This window comes from Leptospira kirschneri serovar Cynopteri str. 3522 CT, from assembly GCF_000243695.2.
In the GTDB taxonomy this organism is placed as follows: domain Bacteria; phylum Spirochaetota; class Leptospiria; order Leptospirales; family Leptospiraceae; genus Leptospira; species Leptospira kirschneri.
On record NZ_AHMN02000018.1, the window covers coordinates 1 to 15,529 of the forward strand.

General features: G+C 36.5%; 11 protein-coding genes and 1 pseudogene. 7 read left to right on the plus strand and 5 right to left on the minus strand.

All coding sequences use genetic code 11. From position 1 onward, the window contains the following. Positions 1–7,198: pseudogene (locus LEP1GSC049_RS2000000228890) on the plus strand (SpvB/TcaC N-terminal domain-containing protein); the annotation flags it as partial. A 2-nt stretch (positions 7,199–7,200) separates the two neighbouring features. After that, complete coding sequence (locus LEP1GSC049_RS209440) at positions 7,201–7,599, plus strand: DUF6258 family protein (RefSeq protein WP_000418082.1); 399 nt, start codon at positions 7,201–7,203, stop codon at positions 7,597–7,599. 129 nt (positions 7,600–7,728) lie between these two features. On the opposite strand, the gene LEP1GSC049_RS209435 is transcribed toward LEP1GSC049_RS209440, so the two are convergent. The 3 genes from LEP1GSC049_RS209435 to LEP1GSC049_RS2000000228895 all read right to left on the minus strand — a co-directional run bounded on the left by LEP1GSC049_RS209435 (position 7,729) and on the right by LEP1GSC049_RS2000000228895 (position 9,688). Continuing rightward, positions 7,729–8,901: a helix-turn-helix domain-containing protein gene (locus tag LEP1GSC049_RS209435; protein WP_016561143.1), complete on the minus strand. Its 1,173-nt coding sequence runs from the start codon at positions 8,899–8,901 to the stop codon at positions 7,729–7,731. 10 nt (positions 8,902–8,911) lie between these two features. Further along, entirely contained in the window at positions 8,912–9,148 is a 237-nt protein-coding gene (locus LEP1GSC049_RS209430; protein WP_004768298.1) for an LIMLP_19325 family protein, read from the minus strand. Between the two features lie 84 nt (positions 9,149–9,232). After that, entirely contained in the window at positions 9,233–9,688 is a 456-nt protein-coding gene (locus LEP1GSC049_RS2000000228895; protein WP_004768300.1) for a hypothetical protein, read from the minus strand. A 121-nt stretch (positions 9,689–9,809) separates the two neighbouring features. Between LEP1GSC049_RS2000000228895 and LEP1GSC049_RS02000000224910 the strand changes: the two genes are divergently transcribed. The 5 genes from LEP1GSC049_RS02000000224910 (at position 9,810) to LEP1GSC049_RS02000000224915 (ending at position 13,691) form a co-directional block, all read left to right on the plus strand. After that, on the plus strand, positions 9,810–10,214 hold the full coding sequence (locus LEP1GSC049_RS02000000224910; protein WP_000834274.1) for a hypothetical protein: 405 nt from the start codon (positions 9,810–9,812) through the stop codon (positions 10,212–10,214). Between the two features lie 76 nt (positions 10,215–10,290). Further along, on the plus strand, positions 10,291–10,926 hold the full coding sequence (locus tag LEP1GSC049_RS209420) for an LBL_2463 family protein (RefSeq protein WP_016561141.1): 636 nt from the start codon (positions 10,291–10,293) through the stop codon (positions 10,924–10,926). A 9-nt stretch (positions 10,927–10,935) separates the two neighbouring features. Then, the gene (locus LEP1GSC049_RS209415) at positions 10,936–11,826 is read left to right on the plus strand and encodes an LIC10906 family membrane protein (protein ID WP_004768301.1); all 891 of its coding nucleotides are present in this window, start codon (positions 10,936–10,938) and stop codon (positions 11,824–11,826) included. Positions 11,827–12,644: 818 nt separating this feature from the next. After that, positions 12,645–13,139: a GyrI-like domain-containing protein gene (locus LEP1GSC049_RS209410; protein WP_004754886.1), complete on the plus strand. Its 495-nt coding sequence runs from the start codon at positions 12,645–12,647 to the stop codon at positions 13,137–13,139. Between the two features lie 171 nt (positions 13,140–13,310). Then, the gene (locus LEP1GSC049_RS02000000224915; RefSeq protein ID WP_016747966.1) at positions 13,311–13,691 is read left to right on the plus strand and encodes a hypothetical protein; all 381 of its coding nucleotides are present in this window, start codon (positions 13,311–13,313) and stop codon (positions 13,689–13,691) included. A gap of 180 nt (positions 13,692–13,871) precedes the next feature. Here LEP1GSC049_RS02000000224915 and LEP1GSC049_RS2000000226960 read toward each other — a convergent pair whose 3' ends face one another. After that, positions 13,872–14,795, minus strand: a complete 924-nt coding sequence (locus tag LEP1GSC049_RS2000000226960; protein ID WP_016561138.1) for a leucine-rich repeat domain-containing protein — start codon at positions 14,793–14,795, stop codon at positions 13,872–13,874. Then, positions 14,792–15,529: leucine-rich repeat domain-containing protein (locus tag LEP1GSC049_RS2000000226965; protein ID WP_016561139.1), on the minus strand; the 738-nt coding region annotated here is incomplete at its 5' end. The genes LEP1GSC049_RS2000000226960 and LEP1GSC049_RS2000000226965, both read right to left, overlap by 4 nt.

The following is a 15,529-nucleotide window of genomic DNA, read 5'->3' on the forward strand; positions in this document are numbered from 1 at the left end:
CCCCGGAACCAAATCACTACGGAAATATCAGTTTAACATATCCCATCCAAACACTACCCGGACGTGCAGGAATAGAACCTAAACTCAGTCTAACGTATACTTCTACCGGGGGAGATGGATGGTTAGGAATTGGATGGAGCTTAGGACTTGGAAGTATAACAAGAACTCCAGAATACGGAGCCCTCTACTACGATACAAGAGACAGTTTTACCTGGAACGGAACGAAACTCGTCAAAGTAAGCGGAAATACAACAAACGAAAACGGAATCTACCGAGCAGAAATTACAAATGAAGACTTTCTAATATTCAAACTGACTCAAATAGAAAGTGGGGGAGTCTGGGAAGTGTTAGATACTTCCGGAACTAAAACCATCTACGGAGAAGGATTAGAAAGTAGGATTTTTGATCCATACAATACCAGCAGAACGTATAGCTGGTATTTGACAAAAACAGAAGATAAAAACGGAAACTATCTACAGGCAAATTACGACAATTCAGAATATTCAAAAAATAGAAATCTCTATTTAAAAGAAATACGATATACAGGAAACTCTAAAAACGGCGCATCCGCCAAACAATACGTAAGATTTGTTACAAAACAAAGAGAAGATTTTTACGTTTCCACTTCTCCTGGATTCCTCATGAAAATGGACAGACTCCTAGAAAAAATCGAAGTAGGTTGGGATGGGGGAGGAAAATTGTATGAGTATATTCCAGAATACGAAATTTCTACGGATTCGGGAAGGCCTAGAATTAAAAATATACAATCCAGTAAAAATACGACAAAACCAGAGTTTTTTTATCAATCCTCTAACAGACTACTTACCTGGCAGAATGTAGTCAACCAAACGTCATCCGAAATCGAAGAAGATCCAAACTCCACTCAATACTTTGAAGGAGATTTTAACGGAGATGGGATTTCTGATTTACTCTTTTTTAATCCGAAGTCAGGGAATTGGAAGGCGGCCGAAGGAAGAAAAGAAGGAGGATATAACTTCAAACTGTATGCAAATCGGTATCAAGGATACGACTCTTTAGAAAAGATCCGGTTTTTTAAAGGAAACGTAAGCGGAGACTATAACGCAGACGGAAGAAGTGATATTGCCTTTTATCTACCTGAAACCAGAGACTTTGTAGTAGCAGAACACGACGGAAGGGTTTTACAGTTTAAAAGTTACGGAAGACTGATGAGTTCTGTTCCGGATATTTTTAGAATGGAATGGTTCCCAGGAGACTACGACGGAAATGGATTGAGTGACAGTGTTCTTTTTGACGAACCTACCGGTCAATGGACGTTGATGCTCAATAAAGGGGGAAGTTTTGAATTTTTAAGGTTTAGTAAGAAGTTTCAAAACGTATTCAGAAATGATTATACACCGGATTCTAATTTAGATAGTTCGAATACAAATGATTTAACAAAACCTGGAAAAGACCACGACAAAGTAAACTTTCTTGTAGGAGACTACAACGGAGACGGAAGAACGGACATTTCTTTGTATGACTCTAGATCGGGAAAGTGGTTTGTAGGTGAAAATCATCGTAATCCAAATAAAAACGATTCCGTAACTTTTCAAATGCAGTGGAAACTCTACAAAGTGTTTACCACACCCGAACAGTCGTTATTTGGACACGACCGGTTTAGTGGTGATTTTAACGGAGATGGTTTTTCAGACTTTCTACTATTCGATCGAAGTAATGGAGAATGGACGCTCGGAGAAACAGGGGACGGCACAATCAATTTTAAGATTTGGTCAAGAACTCCTCAGTTTAAAACAGTAACTCGTTGGCTACAAGGTGATTTTAACGGGGACGGAAGAACAGACATAGGGTTTTACTCTGAGAGTGACGGCAAATTCTGGATTGGAGAAGCGACACAGAACGGATTTAGATACAAAATATATAGCGACCTAAGCTATGGACCCGATCCGGACAGAATCCTCAAAACTCCTCTTCCTAAAGACGAGGTAAAAATAGAATCGGGTAAAACAAGTTTTAGTGCATCTAACGATACAAAGACGATTTTACTTTCTTACAAATATGATGGAAATCTAAATTTTGGAAAAGGAGAGGTTGTATTTGGAGGTTGTTTTACTTCCAACGACTGCAGTTCTACTCCCGAACTTTTGATCTTTAACCGTAAGGAAAACGTTTGGAATTTGAAACAGGGCAACACGTTTGCCTCACGAGTAAACACTTCTTTTAACCCGGAAGGAACAGGGATTACCACTCTTTTTGGTGGAAAACCGGACAGATATACAAACAATTTAAAAGACGAAGTTCTATTTTACAAAAAACAGGGAACTACCAATCAGTTTTTTGTGATTAAAAACACAAACGGAACTACATTCGATGTTTTGAATTTAGCTTTGTTGAGTGATACGGACGTGACTAAGTTTGATCCAAATAACAGTGGGGTTGTGGTAGATCATTTTGAAAACAATACTTCTCAGTCGGTTCTCATATTAGATGATCAGACTTCCAGTGGAAACGCACGGTTTATTCTTTCGGGTCTTGGTGGTACAAAAATTCTTACTCCGAATGGAGATTTAACTGCTACAGACTTAAATGATCTTTTTCAAGCGGGGACAAACGAAAACCGACAGAGAAGAAAAGAATTTAGTTTTTTTTCGGGGAAATTTACAACCACACAAGCACAACTTGTAATCGTAGATAGAAGAACCACCACACACAAATGGTATTTAGGAACGATTTCTTCCAATCAGATTCAATTTAAACGTTTAACGGGAGAGTTTGTACTTCCGATCACGACTACGGACTACGATTCAAAAAACCCGGCGGGGATTGTATATGCTCTTACGAGCACGGGCGAGATCGTATTTGGGAAAAACTTAGACAACGGGACTTCGTTTACCAAAGTTAAAATCAATTCTACGAATATTCAAAAAAACGTATATAACGCGGGTGTTGTTGGTTTTTCGGACCGTTTTGACAATGGTGGAAATCCGATTGTGGTTTCTGGCGGAGAAGACAAAATTTACGATCTTTTGCAGAGTAAAGTTGTTTCTTTGCCGTCGAGTGTAGTCACAAAAATTTTAGATCGTCTTGATCTTGCTTCTCAAGTGTATGTATTTCGTTGGATCCACGGAGACTACAACGGGGATGGACTGACAGACGTAGGAATTTTTCATTTAAAAGAACCTACCTGGTATTTTGCACTTTCGACTGGAACGGTTCCAGACGTGATCGAGAAAGTCAAAAACGGAATTGGAGGTATTTATGATTTTGAATATTCCAATTCTACTAAGTTTGACAACACGGGGGAAGACGATATTCCGGACCTACCTACAAACTATCGCGTTTGTACTAGAGTTTCACTCGACGACGGTTTTTCTAATATCATCACTAAAAACTACGAATACAAAAACGGTTTTGCTTTTTCTACATTTTTAAACGGTAAAAAAGAATCTGACTATTTTGGTTTTTCTGAATTTACCATTCACGAAGCGTATGGGGAAAGAGCAACTCATCTGTATCATACTACACCTTATTCTGATTTTCTAATGAACCGTGCGCTTTCTGGTGCGGAAAAAGAAACGAAGATCATCGGGAATGACAATAACGACTACGGAACCATCCAGACAACGTATGATGTAAAACCAATTGCAATGGCACCGGGTGTGACAAGTTACCTTCCTGTTACGACCAAAGTCGAAAAGTTTTTAAGTGGTCAAAGAACTACGACACAAACCTCCGACGTAGTAATCAGTGGAACTAAAATCAGTCGGAAGACCGAGTCCACCACGGATCATTTTAGTGATTCTGTGCACGGTGTTACGACCACAACTTCCATCACCGATTTTGAAACGGACGACACGACCAACCAAAGAAGGGCGACTCGAAGTGTGACAAACAGCGGGAGTTCCCACGAGATTACTTCACTTTTCAGTTACGACACAAGAGGAAATCTAATCAAACGTGTCAGTAGCTATACAGGAAGTGGACTTTCTACTGTGGGAACTCATACAACCGAATTTGAATATGACAATTTTGGAAACAAAACGGTTGAAAGGATACAAGTTCTAGTCCTGCGCGTGGGAACTCTTACAAATATGACAATGAACTCAATCAGTTTGTAACGCAGGAAACAAAATTCGGAGGGAGTGTCGTACTTACGACCACACATCAAATCAACTATTCGACTGCGTTTGGAGTTCCGACCACAACCACAGATCCAAACGGAAACAAAAGCTATTTTGAATATGACAACTTTGGAAGACTGATCCGAACGAGTTCTGACACGGATGTGGGAACTCTCACAACCGCAAACTACGGCTATGACTCTAGTTTTCCACTGAGTGCAAAGACAACGTTTGTGACGGGCACAGGAGATCCAGACTTTACAAGTAGGACCTACACGGACGGAATGGGTCGGAACATATATACGGTCAAATCCGCGTCTAACGGTAATTTTGCGATTACGGGAAGAGTTGTATATGACGGAACCGGAAAAGTAGTCCGTAAAGGACAAAGTAACTGGGCAACGTCGGGAGAGATAGACCGGTTTGTTCTGCATTTAGAAGAAAGAAATCCAACAAGTTTTGAATACGATCCGATTGGTCGGGTAAAAAAAACGATTCTACCACTTGCGGAAGGGGAAACTTCTCCTGTGGTCGTAACAACGGCCTACAATACTGCGTTTGAAACGCAGAGACTCAACAGTTCCGAAACGAGTAAACGCACTGTAAAAAATGCGAGTGGGGAAGTATTGTATGTAGAAGACTTTTCTACCGACGGGACAGGGGCCAAGATCGGATTTTGTTACGACATCGCGGGGAACAGAATCAAGAAGAGTGATTTAAACGACGGCAGTTTGATGAGTTGTCCTAGTTCCAGTGGAGGAGTTCCCACAAAAGACGTTTCCGGAAGAAACCAGGCTTATTGGAGTTACGACGCATTTGGAAAGTTACGAGCCGAAAGTGATCCTGATTTAGGTGTGAGTTCCTACAACTACAACAATTTCGGGGATTTAACTTCTCAAACAAACGCAAAAGGTGTTACGACCACTTTCACGTATGACGGTGTAGGAAGAATCCTAACTAAAAATATCCCAGAAGGGAATATTCAATATACGTATGATTCTTTTTCGGGGAGTGAGAATTCTGTAGGCAAACTCGTACGAATTGAAGATTCGAACCAAAACAAAACCCTTAGTTACGACAAATTAGGAAGGGTGAAGAAAGAAACCAGAGTGATTTTAGCGACTACAGAAGGAAACCCTCTTCCGACAGAAACCGGGGGACCGTATATTACAGAAACTAGATACGATTTATTGGGTCGTGTGACTCGTATCGACTATCCGGAACATCCGATTTCTCACGGAAGAATGAGGGCTTGTTACAACTACGGAACCGCCGGGTATATTAGTGGGATTTCTGTTCAAGTCAATACAAACGGTATTTTTCCTGGTTTTTGTAACAAGGACATTGTTGAAAATATTTCCTACAACGAGTTTGGTCAGACGTCGAGTCTTACGCTTGGAAACGGGATTACAACCAGTTACGGCTATGACGTAAAGGGGAGAATGGTAAGACTCAATTCTTCTGGGGATGTGGGTGGTAGTAACAAGGTTTTACAAGACGTCTTATATGCATTTAATCCGAATAACAACATTACAAATATTGCAAACAACACGACCGACTTCAATACTCAATACGTTTATGGCTACGATGGTTTGGGTCGCCTAACATCTGCTAACGGTAGTTATTTGGGAATTGCGGATGGGAATCTTTCGAGAAGGTTTCAACAGTCTTTTGTTTATGCGAAGAATGGTAACTTATCTTCTAAGAGATTTCATGATCCTGTGAGTGGTTCTGTTCAAGACGTTTGGAGTTACCAATACACGAATCATCAAGTTACGAATATTGATTCGAGTCGTTCGGGTGCGGATGCTCTTGTAATGCAATACGATGCCAATGGGAACTTAACAAGACAAAGAGACAATGTTAAAGATTTAACAAAACGGATCAGCATCGATTCTCAAGATCGTATTACTCAGATTCAGGATGGTAACAATGCGATCTTGGGTAGTTACTGGTATGACGAGAGTGGTTTTCGGATTCGGAAGTCTTCTTTAGAACCGAAGAACAATGTTTTTTCTAACGTTGAGATTTTGTATCCTAGCAAGTTCTTTGGTTTGGAGTTTATCGAGTCTGAGAATGTGATTTCAAGTGTGAACAACGTTTATTTGAACGAGGTTCGTATTGCTGCTCTGAATGAGGCGGGTGCTCTTGCGTATTATCTGACTGATCAAGTAGATTCCGTCTCTACCGTGTTAGACGATGAGGGGAATACTCTTTCTCTGATGCAGTATCTTCCTTATGGTGAGACGTTTGTGCAACGGGGAGATTTGAATTTTTCTCCTAAGTTTAATTCGCAGGAGTTAGACAGAGAGTCTGGGTTTTATTTTTTCAATGCGAGATTTTACGATCCTGGGATTGCGAGGTTTACCAGTGCGGATTCGGTGATTGACGGTGAGTTTGATACGCAAGGTTGGAACCGTTTCTCGTATGTGAAAGGGAATCCGATTGGCGCGAAAGATCCGACCGGGCATTTGGCACAATTGATTCCAATTGCTGTGAGAGTTGGACAGAGTATAGCAGCAGCCGGAATGGCTCTTTGTTCTTCCGGAACAATTAACTGTGGAGATATGATTCCAAGTAAGGCTGACAAGCCTAGAGACACTTCCGTTTCTCCAAATGATGCGAAACAGATGGAGAAGACCGGTCTTGATCCGTTAAATGCAAAAAAAGGATCTCAAAAAAGTATTGGCGATGGCGGTAAAAATGGATCTAATGATGCTGAAAAGTCAGGTGTTAGCAATAAAGGGAATAATACCGGGAATCAAATTGGAAAAAAACCAGGTGCAACGATTGACCCAGCTACAGGAAAAAAGGTTGGCCGTTTTATTGGAGATGAAAAAGGCAATATCATGATAGAACCAGTTGGCGGCAAGACAGTGAAAGCGGGAAAGGATGGTGCAGATACTCATACATTGTATCCTAATGGATCTAATTATCAGCGTCTTAATCCAAAAGGTCATGATGGCGATAAAACTCCGCACGGACATGGACATTTAGAAGGAACTGGACCTTACTCGAGAGGCCAAGGAAAATCAATTGATCCACTGGGGAAAGAAGTACCTTGGGATAGCAAAGCGGCGCACTGGCCAATTAAATAACAATGGAACTTGAAGATTTCATAAAAACGATTTATCTCGGTGATCGTGCTTGCAAAAAGATTATTTTAGATAGCTGGGCTCAAGAAGTTAAAATTCAGATAACGTGTATATCTCGTGTTCGTTCTGAACGATGGAATTATTATACGGATGAAGACATTGAGGACGGTTATCTAGTTTTCGAAAAAGTTAAAAATATTAACTTTGAACCACCGGGCCTTATTCCTAACGATTTTATAAACGATGTTACGGTAGAAAAATTGGAAGAGGGTTATTATAATGTAATTATCAATATCAGTGCGGGATATGGAGAAGGTGAAAATATAGATATAGATGTTTGTATCATAACTAAATCTGTGGCCATTGAGGATCCAGAACAACCTAATATTCGGATAAGAGATTAAAATGTTAAATCTCGTTGAGCCTCGCAAAAACTAAAAAAAGAGAAATCTAAAAATTGAAACATAACAAGAAGAAAAGAAAGTAATTTGATCTGCATTACTGCTATATAAAAAAACTATTAAGTTTTCTACTCATTCACTTTCACCTTTTCTTTGGGTTTCAGTAGAAAGAAGTTCTTGTCTAAGATCTCTGGGAGATTTACCCGTATATTTAACACAAGCTCTATGAAAGGAAGAAGCAGAATTAAAACCACACTCAAAAGCAATATTTAAAAGATTATAATTCGCTTTTATACGCATCATATTTTTCACTTCGTTGATTCTATGAAATTGCAGGAAATCAGTAAAACTCATATTCAAATATTGATTTAGATAGTAAGAAGCCTGATGAGTGGAAAGACCTAAACCAGAGGCAAAATCAGGGAGTCTTAGTTCTTCGTCTATAAAACCTTTAGAATCTAAAAAATGATTTAGCTTAATTTTAACTTTTTCAATATCGATCCCTTCTAACAAATCTCTAGACGGATATTTATTTTTTTGAGTTTCTTTGACTTCAGGAATGGTTTCTAATTCAATTTCATTGGTTATGTTAGAATCTGGAATCGTAACAGTAGCCGTCTTATTAAACAAAGAAGGGAAAAAACGTTCTAAAACAAGTGTATAACAAATAACGGAACCCGGAATCATTTCTGTTAAAAGAAAGAAATCCTTTTTATTAAAAACTGTACCAAGAAAATCAAAAACAAAACAAATAGAAATTAAAAACGATAAAAAGGGGAGGTTGAGGTATAAAATAGGTTTATTTGATTTTAAAGCCTTTCTCAAAGACCAGATAAAGGTAAAAATAGAAATCGCAAATCCTAGAATGTTTGTGAAAGATATAAAGTAAAAATCGGGAATGAAATAAGAAAGTAAAATCGTAACTGGAATGATTCCTAAAAGTTTTTTACAATAAATCCAAGGATTATCTAAAGATTCTAATATATACTGGAAACAAACAAATACAGCCAAACTAGAATAAAGAACTAGGCCATAGTAAGAACCGAATAACATTCTACTATCGTTTCGCAAAGTTCCTTGATCGATCAGAATACCGTTATTTAAAATTAGAAAAAACGCAGCAGATTGTAAAACGGACCCGTAGGATTTATTAAAACCATCACTCGAAAAAAGTTTAGAAAATCCTAATAAAAATCCAATAACTACAGCAAAAGCATGAAAATAGATAGCTCCCAACTTTAAGAAATTCTCATAATCTAAAATTCCGATTGTGTTTATATCAAATATGGAAAGGAACTTGGACATGATATTGATTTTAAAAAATTTGTCTTATTGGAAACTCATCGTTACTTTCTAAATCATCCACAAAGTAATGATTGAGAGAGTTGAGTTTTAATATTTTTAAAATAGCCAAGACTTTACGGAAACTTGTCGATTTTAGAATAGCTTCTCGATCTTCTTTGTATAACGGAAAGCCTATATATTTCGAGTATTCGTCTAACTCGGATTCTGTGATGTCTAAGGGTTTTATTTTAAAATAATTGATTACCATAGATTTCTCTTACTTTGGTTTTGATTACTTAAGATGTTGAATTCAATTTTTACTTTTCGATTGCGTAAATCGCACTTTCAAAATTTAGTTATCATAAACAAAAATCAGAGAATAGGATTTATGGAAGGAAGTGATCGAATTAAAGACGGATTCTAACAGGTTGGTCTGTTTTCCTTTGAGGTGAATTATTCTTTTGGTTTCTTCTAACCTGCTAAAATTCAGAAAATCCTTAAAACTTATATTTAATTCGTGGTTCAAGTGGTGCGACGTTTGAGTGCTGGGCCCTGTGTATATGGCAAAGTCTGACAATCGTAAATCTTCGTCCAAAAATTCATTCAATCGAACTTGATTAAGATCAATATTTTGCAGGAGACTTTTCGAGTGTTCCCTTTTGCTTTGAGTGGAAGGAAACCAAAACGAAGAGTTAAAAAAGAATGGTAGAATTTTACGCTTTTCTAAAAAATTTCGAACGACTCTATAAAGGATGAATGCAAGAAGTTTATTTTTTTTGATACGAATGAACTTTTTTGAATCTGACATTTATTGACCTGTACTGCTTATATTGAATTCGAGATCGGTTAATTTATATTGTGCCGCTGGCAACAAGTCAATTAAAAAATGTGCCATAGGCACAATTAGAAAATTATAATTTTGCTATTATATGAAATCTGAAAAGCATCCGAAAGTCGATGATGAAGTCTTGAAACGGTTAAATATTGCTTTGGATTTCTTATTGGAAACTAAAGGGCTAAATCCAAGAAGTATTGCACTTCGGATGAAGATTCATCATACCAACCTTTATAGAGTCGCTGCTGGGAAAAGGCCGTTGACTTCAACATTTGCAGTTAATTTCGAACACCATACGAATATTTCTTCTGTCTGGCTGACAACGGGTGAAGGAGATATGATTAAAGCAAACGTCGAAATCTTCAGCGACGAGGAAATTCGATTCTTCTATAAGATAAAGAAAGATGCAAAGCTATATGAGCTAGTTAAACTTCTGACGAAAGTCAAAAAGGATAGCTACGAATTGTTAAAAGGTTCAATCCTCAAATTTATAAAGTAATTTGTTAATAAAATATTGTGTTCTAAAATTAGTACAACTACTTGATTTTTTTAAAAATAAGAGACATAATAAAGTTATGTCTACATTGATTTCAGAAAACTCGATTAAAATGATTTCAGGAATTGGTTCTGGTAGGGAGCTTGCTCGGATCAAAGATTTTTTGCGTCGTTCATTTGACAGTGCAGGATATAGTGACACGCCCTGGCGAGCATTCAATTATGATGAATGGTCCACTTGGTTTTATTTTGAAAAGGGAAGTGAGATTCTGTCAGTAATGCGTATAGTTGAAAAGAAGCCATATAACATCATTCCTTTGGAAAATGCAGTGATTTATAATGAAGACGAAAAAATCCCTCATAGACGTTATGCAGTTATTGAGGAGAAGGTCGCTGATTGGAATTCTTTAGCGTTTGTTCATACTTACGATGGTTGGCGAGCGGCCAGGGAAACATTTAAAGCTGTAGCTAAGTTTTGTGTTCAAAAGCAATTTTCAATAATCTATGGAATGTATCCGCGTGCGCTTAAAAGTATAGGCTTGTTTTATAAAAAATTTGGAGCACATCTTTCTCATCGATTCTATGAAGATGTTTACTACCCTGGATTATATTTGAAAGGAGAACTATGTGTATGCTCTGTCGTAGAAATTGAAAAAAAAACTTTACAAGAGATTGCGTCAAAATCATCGCAAGCGCGTGTCAAAATATCGCTTTAGAGAATTTGAATGATAACATCTATTACAGGTTTCTTTATACTATACCTTGGAATTTATGTGTATCGCATTCAACCTAGAGCGAAAATACAAAAGCATTTCTTATTTTTATGTTTCATGCTTTGCAGTTGGATGGTTGGATACGGTATGCGATTATTGGTTCCAAATGAATATCGAGAAATATATTCGAACTGGATCTTATTCCCAATTCCATTCATTCCCTTATTTCTTGAAATGGTAGTTTATTCTATTGCTAAAATTAAATATTCGATGAATGCTTATCAAACGATTATAATCTTTGTATTACTTCCGGCATTTTCGATCATCTCTTTTTGCGGAGGTTATGCCCGGATAAATGATATGTCCGGTTATTCGTTTTTCCCTCTTTTTAACTACCATTTACTGACAGCCTTTGGCTTTATTTCAGTAATAAAAATTTCTTTTGATTTAGGTTTAATGATGATTAGAAAGCGAGGCGATGAAAGAATCCGTTCTTTCTTGATGTTATCTGGAATCTTAATCGCTCTTCTATTCGCTATCATTTTTTGTTATATACTTCCTTTGAAAAATATTTTCTTGGGTGCTTATTCCGCTTTTGGACTTTTAATATTCGCTATTTTTTGGTCAGTCGCAATTTTGCATTACGACGCGTTTGAAATTAGAGAGTTAGTCATTGAAGGCGCTCCGACACCGATTTTAAGTCGAATCTTTTCATTCTGCGTATTGGGCTTATATCGTATTATGGATGGACATGACTATCATTTGAAACTTATTGCTTCGAAAGCTCTTGTCACTATGAATATCGCGGACAAACACTTTGATTTAGCGGTAAGGTATCCCACTCTAGAGCGTTCGGAGAGAGCGGAACTTGTAGCGAGTATTTACAATAGACGAATTCGATAATCATTTTGTAGATTTCTCAAATTCCAAAGTATAAAAATATATTCAATAGTTAAATTTAACTCTCTGGTTTCCGATACTGGAATTTCCAGCATTCTAACGAATAGAAAATTAATCTATAAATCATTTTTCTGAAGAATTATTAAAATCTGAACTTTGTAAATTTTTTCCTAAAATTAAGTCTTTATCCAGATAAGGAAATGAATGCGTATATAATAAAACTGAAAAATGATCTGTATAAATCGATATAAATTCAATACGTAAAAGTGCAAAAGAATAAATCAAAGAAAGCTAGAATCCCAAAATCAGAAATTGTCTGTAGATGATTAGCAGAAAAAAATAGCCCCAGTTGAATGAGGCAAGAAATGAAGATTAAAAAAATTTACCCAAGGAATTAAAAGTCCCGGTTGAAAAGACTTTTAATACAATAACTATCGGTTAAAAAATTTAGAAAATTACTAAAAAACTGAAATGGATTTAACAAAAACAAACTAAAAACTTTTGAAATACCAAGTAAGAGGGTGTAATCTGAGGAAGTTAAAATCATAAATACGGCTTAATAACACGGATTTCTTTTTTAAAATGAATATTAGAATATTATAAAAATGACAAAAATAGGCTTAATAAGAATTTTTGGGCCGAATTTGACCTGAAATTTCCTGAATATCAAAAACATCGAGACAGTAGGATTAAAAAATTATAGAAGAATTATATACAAGAAAATCGTAAACAAACACAACTAACTTTTAGAAGAGTAGAATAAACTTTACGACATTTTGGAACGAATTGACGAACCTACTTAAAAATGCAGAATCAATACAATGATAGTACAAACTAAGATTGAATCAATAACTGAGAAAAAACTTATAGGTATCCGAATGCAAATGAATTTCTCGAACTATCAAATCGGTCTACTTTGGGGCAAGTTCATACCAAAATGCGTACAAATTAAAAACAGAATCAGCAGTGATTTACTCTCTCTCGCCGTATATCCGAAAAGTTTCTCATTCTCCAAGAAAGACTTCAATCCGGAATCGCATTTTGAAAGATGGGCCGGCGTTGAAGTTAATGATTTTGAACATATCCCTAGGGATATGGAATCTCTTGTGATTCCAGCGGGGGAATATGCAATTTTTCACTATAAAGGTCTAAACACGGATGTTAGAATATTTGAATATATTCATGGTGAGTGGCTGCCAGATTCGATGTATGCCCTGGACCACCGGCCTCATTTTGAAGTTTTAGGAGATAAGTATAGGAATGGTGACCCAAATTCTGAAGAGAATATTTATATACCGATCAGACCAAAAAAATAGATTAAAATTCTCACAGAATTTGTGCTCGGCTTCTTAGATGCTGTTGTGCGCATGCGGTGTGGAAAGTTCGGTGTATCCGTTAAATGCGGTTTTAAGGTTTAGGTGGAATTTCGGTTACCCTCTTTCATTAGGCTTGATTTCTTCTCAAAAATTAATTCATAGGAAAGAATAATGTTTAAAAAAATAAGTGATTTTGCTTATCAACGTAGTTGGAAAGAAGCAGTCGTTTTCTACATTGTATGGTTAATAATTATAATAATATTTTCCGGATTGATTTCTAGTATTGCCATAGGGTTGCTGGGAATTGTTGGTTTGAAGTTTCTACCTAAAGAGAGCTTTCAAATAGGAGTAAAGATTGGTAGTTTTATTGCTGTAGTGAGCTGTCTGCTTATATCATTTACTATTCTTAAGAAGAAAAATCTTCATACTCATATAGGTTTCATATTAATCGGACTTTTCTCTGGTATTTTGGCGGTCATTTTAGGTGGATTTGGAGGATTAATCCCTTGTTTATATCTAAGTACACTACCAAATAATAGCAAAAATAATTAAGTATTCTGTTTTGCTATCTGGTAAAATTTAATTTGTAAGGGCATAAACTTCGTCTTCATACTTTCTTTCGGAAACATAACCACGACTCCGAATGATATAAAAATACAAGCCTAGTTGAAACAAGATAAGAAATCCACCTTATCCGAATTACGGATAGGGGAGACCTATGAAAAAGAAATATTATTCAAAGTAAATTTGGCATTTTGGAAGTAGTTTTCGAATCCTTTCTTTTTCTTCGGATGAGAGTTGGTTATCTCTCAAATACAACTCTTGCAAGTTCTGTAGTTGTCCAATTTCTTCAGGAATAGTTGTGAGTTGGTTATCTCTCAAATACAACTCTTGCAAGTTCTGTAGTTGTCCAATTTCTTCAGGAATAGTTGTGAGTTGGTTATCTCTCAAATACAACTCTTGCAAGTTCTGTAGTTGTCCAATTTCTTCAGGAATAGTTGTGAGTTGGTTATCTCTCAAATACAACTCTTGCAAGTTCTTCAGTTTTCCGATTTCTTCAGGAAGAATTGTAAATTGGTTATAACCCAAGTCCAACCACTGCAAGTTCTGTAGTTGTCCAATTCCCTTTGGAAGAGTTTTAAGTTGGTTATAATTCAATTCCAACCGTTGTAAATTCTGTAGTTTTCCGATTTCTTTAGGAAGAGTTGTAAATTGGTTATAACGCAAATACAACGTTTGCAAGTTCTTTAATTGTCCGATTTCGTTAGGAAGAATTGTGAGTTGGTTAGAACCCAAATACAACGATTGCAAATTCTGTAGTTGTCCTATTTCGTTAGGAAGAGTTGTGAGTCGGTTAGTACTCAAATACAACGATTGTAAATTCTGTAGTTGTCCAATTTCGTTAGGAAGAGCTGTAAGTTGGTTAGAACCCAAATACAACGATTGCAAGTTCTTTAATTGTCCGATTTCGTTAGGAAGAGCTGTAAGTTGGTTATAACCCAAATTCAACGTTTGAAGATTCTTTAGTTGTCCGATTTCCTTAGGAATAGTTTTGAATTGGTTATGAGTCAACTCCAACACTCGCAAATTCTTTAATTGTCCTATTTCGTTGGGAAGAGTAGTGAGTTGGTTAGAACCCAAATACAACTCTTTCAAATTCTCTGCAAGTTCTGTAGTTGTCCAATTCCCTTTGGAAGAGTTTTAAGTTGGTTATAATTCAATTCCAACCGTTGTAAATTCTGTAGTTTTCCGATTTCTTTAGGAAGAGTTGTAAATTGGTTATAACGCAAATACAACGTTTGCAAGTTCTTTAATTGTCCGATTTCGTTAGGAAGAATTGTGAGTTGGTTAGAACCCAAATACAACGATTGCAAATTCTGTAGTTGTCCTATTTCGTTAGGAAGAGTTGTGAGTCGGTTAGTACTCAAATACAACGATTGTAAATTCTGTAGTTGTCCAATTTCGTTAGGAAGAGCTGTAAGTTGGTTAGAACCCAAATACAACGATTGCAAGTTCTTTAATTGTCCGATTTCGTTAGGAAGAGCTGTAAGTTGGTTATAACCCAAATTCAACGTTTGAAGATTCTTTAGTTGTCCGATTTCCTTAGGAATAGTTTTGAATTGGTTATGAGTCAACTCCAACACTCGCAAATTCTTTAATTGTCCTATTTCGTTAGGAAGAGTAGTGAGTTGGTTAGAACCCAAATACAACTCTTTCAAATTCTCTAATTTCTCAACTTCCTTAGGAAGAATTGTAAATTGGTTATCATACAAATTCAACTTTCGCAAGTTCTTCAATTGCCCAATTTCCTTAGGAAGAATTGTGAGTTGGTTCTTATTCAAATTCAACTCTTGTAAATTTTTCAATTTTCCGATTTCCTTAGGAAGAGT

Bases quoted from the DNA above. Each gene is read 5' to 3' on its own strand.
- LEP1GSC049_RS209440 (WP_000418082.1), top strand. From the start codon at position 7,201: ATGGAACTTGAAGATTTCATAAAAACGATTTATCTCGGTGATCGTGCT.
- LEP1GSC049_RS209435 (WP_016561143.1), bottom strand. From the start codon at position 8,901: ATGTCCAAGTTCCTTTCCATATTTGATATAAACACAATCGGAATTTTA.
- LEP1GSC049_RS209430 (WP_004768298.1), bottom strand. From the start codon at position 9,148: ATGGTAATCAATTATTTTAAAATAAAACCCTTAGACATCACAGAATCC.
- LEP1GSC049_RS2000000228895 (WP_004768300.1), bottom strand. From the start codon at position 9,688: ATGTCAGATTCAAAAAAGTTCATTCGTATCAAAAAAAATAAACTTCTT.
- LEP1GSC049_RS02000000224910 (WP_000834274.1), top strand. From the start codon at position 9,810: ATGAAATCTGAAAAGCATCCGAAAGTCGATGATGAAGTCTTGAAACGG.
- LEP1GSC049_RS209420 (WP_016561141.1), top strand. From the start codon at position 10,291: ATGTCTACATTGATTTCAGAAAACTCGATTAAAATGATTTCAGGAATT.
- LEP1GSC049_RS209415 (WP_004768301.1), top strand. From the start codon at position 10,936: ATGATAACATCTATTACAGGTTTCTTTATACTATACCTTGGAATTTAT.
- LEP1GSC049_RS209410 (WP_004754886.1), top strand. From the start codon at position 12,645: ATGATAGTACAAACTAAGATTGAATCAATAACTGAGAAAAAACTTATA.
- LEP1GSC049_RS02000000224915 (WP_016747966.1), top strand. From the start codon at position 13,311: ATGTTTAAAAAAATAAGTGATTTTGCTTATCAACGTAGTTGGAAAGAA.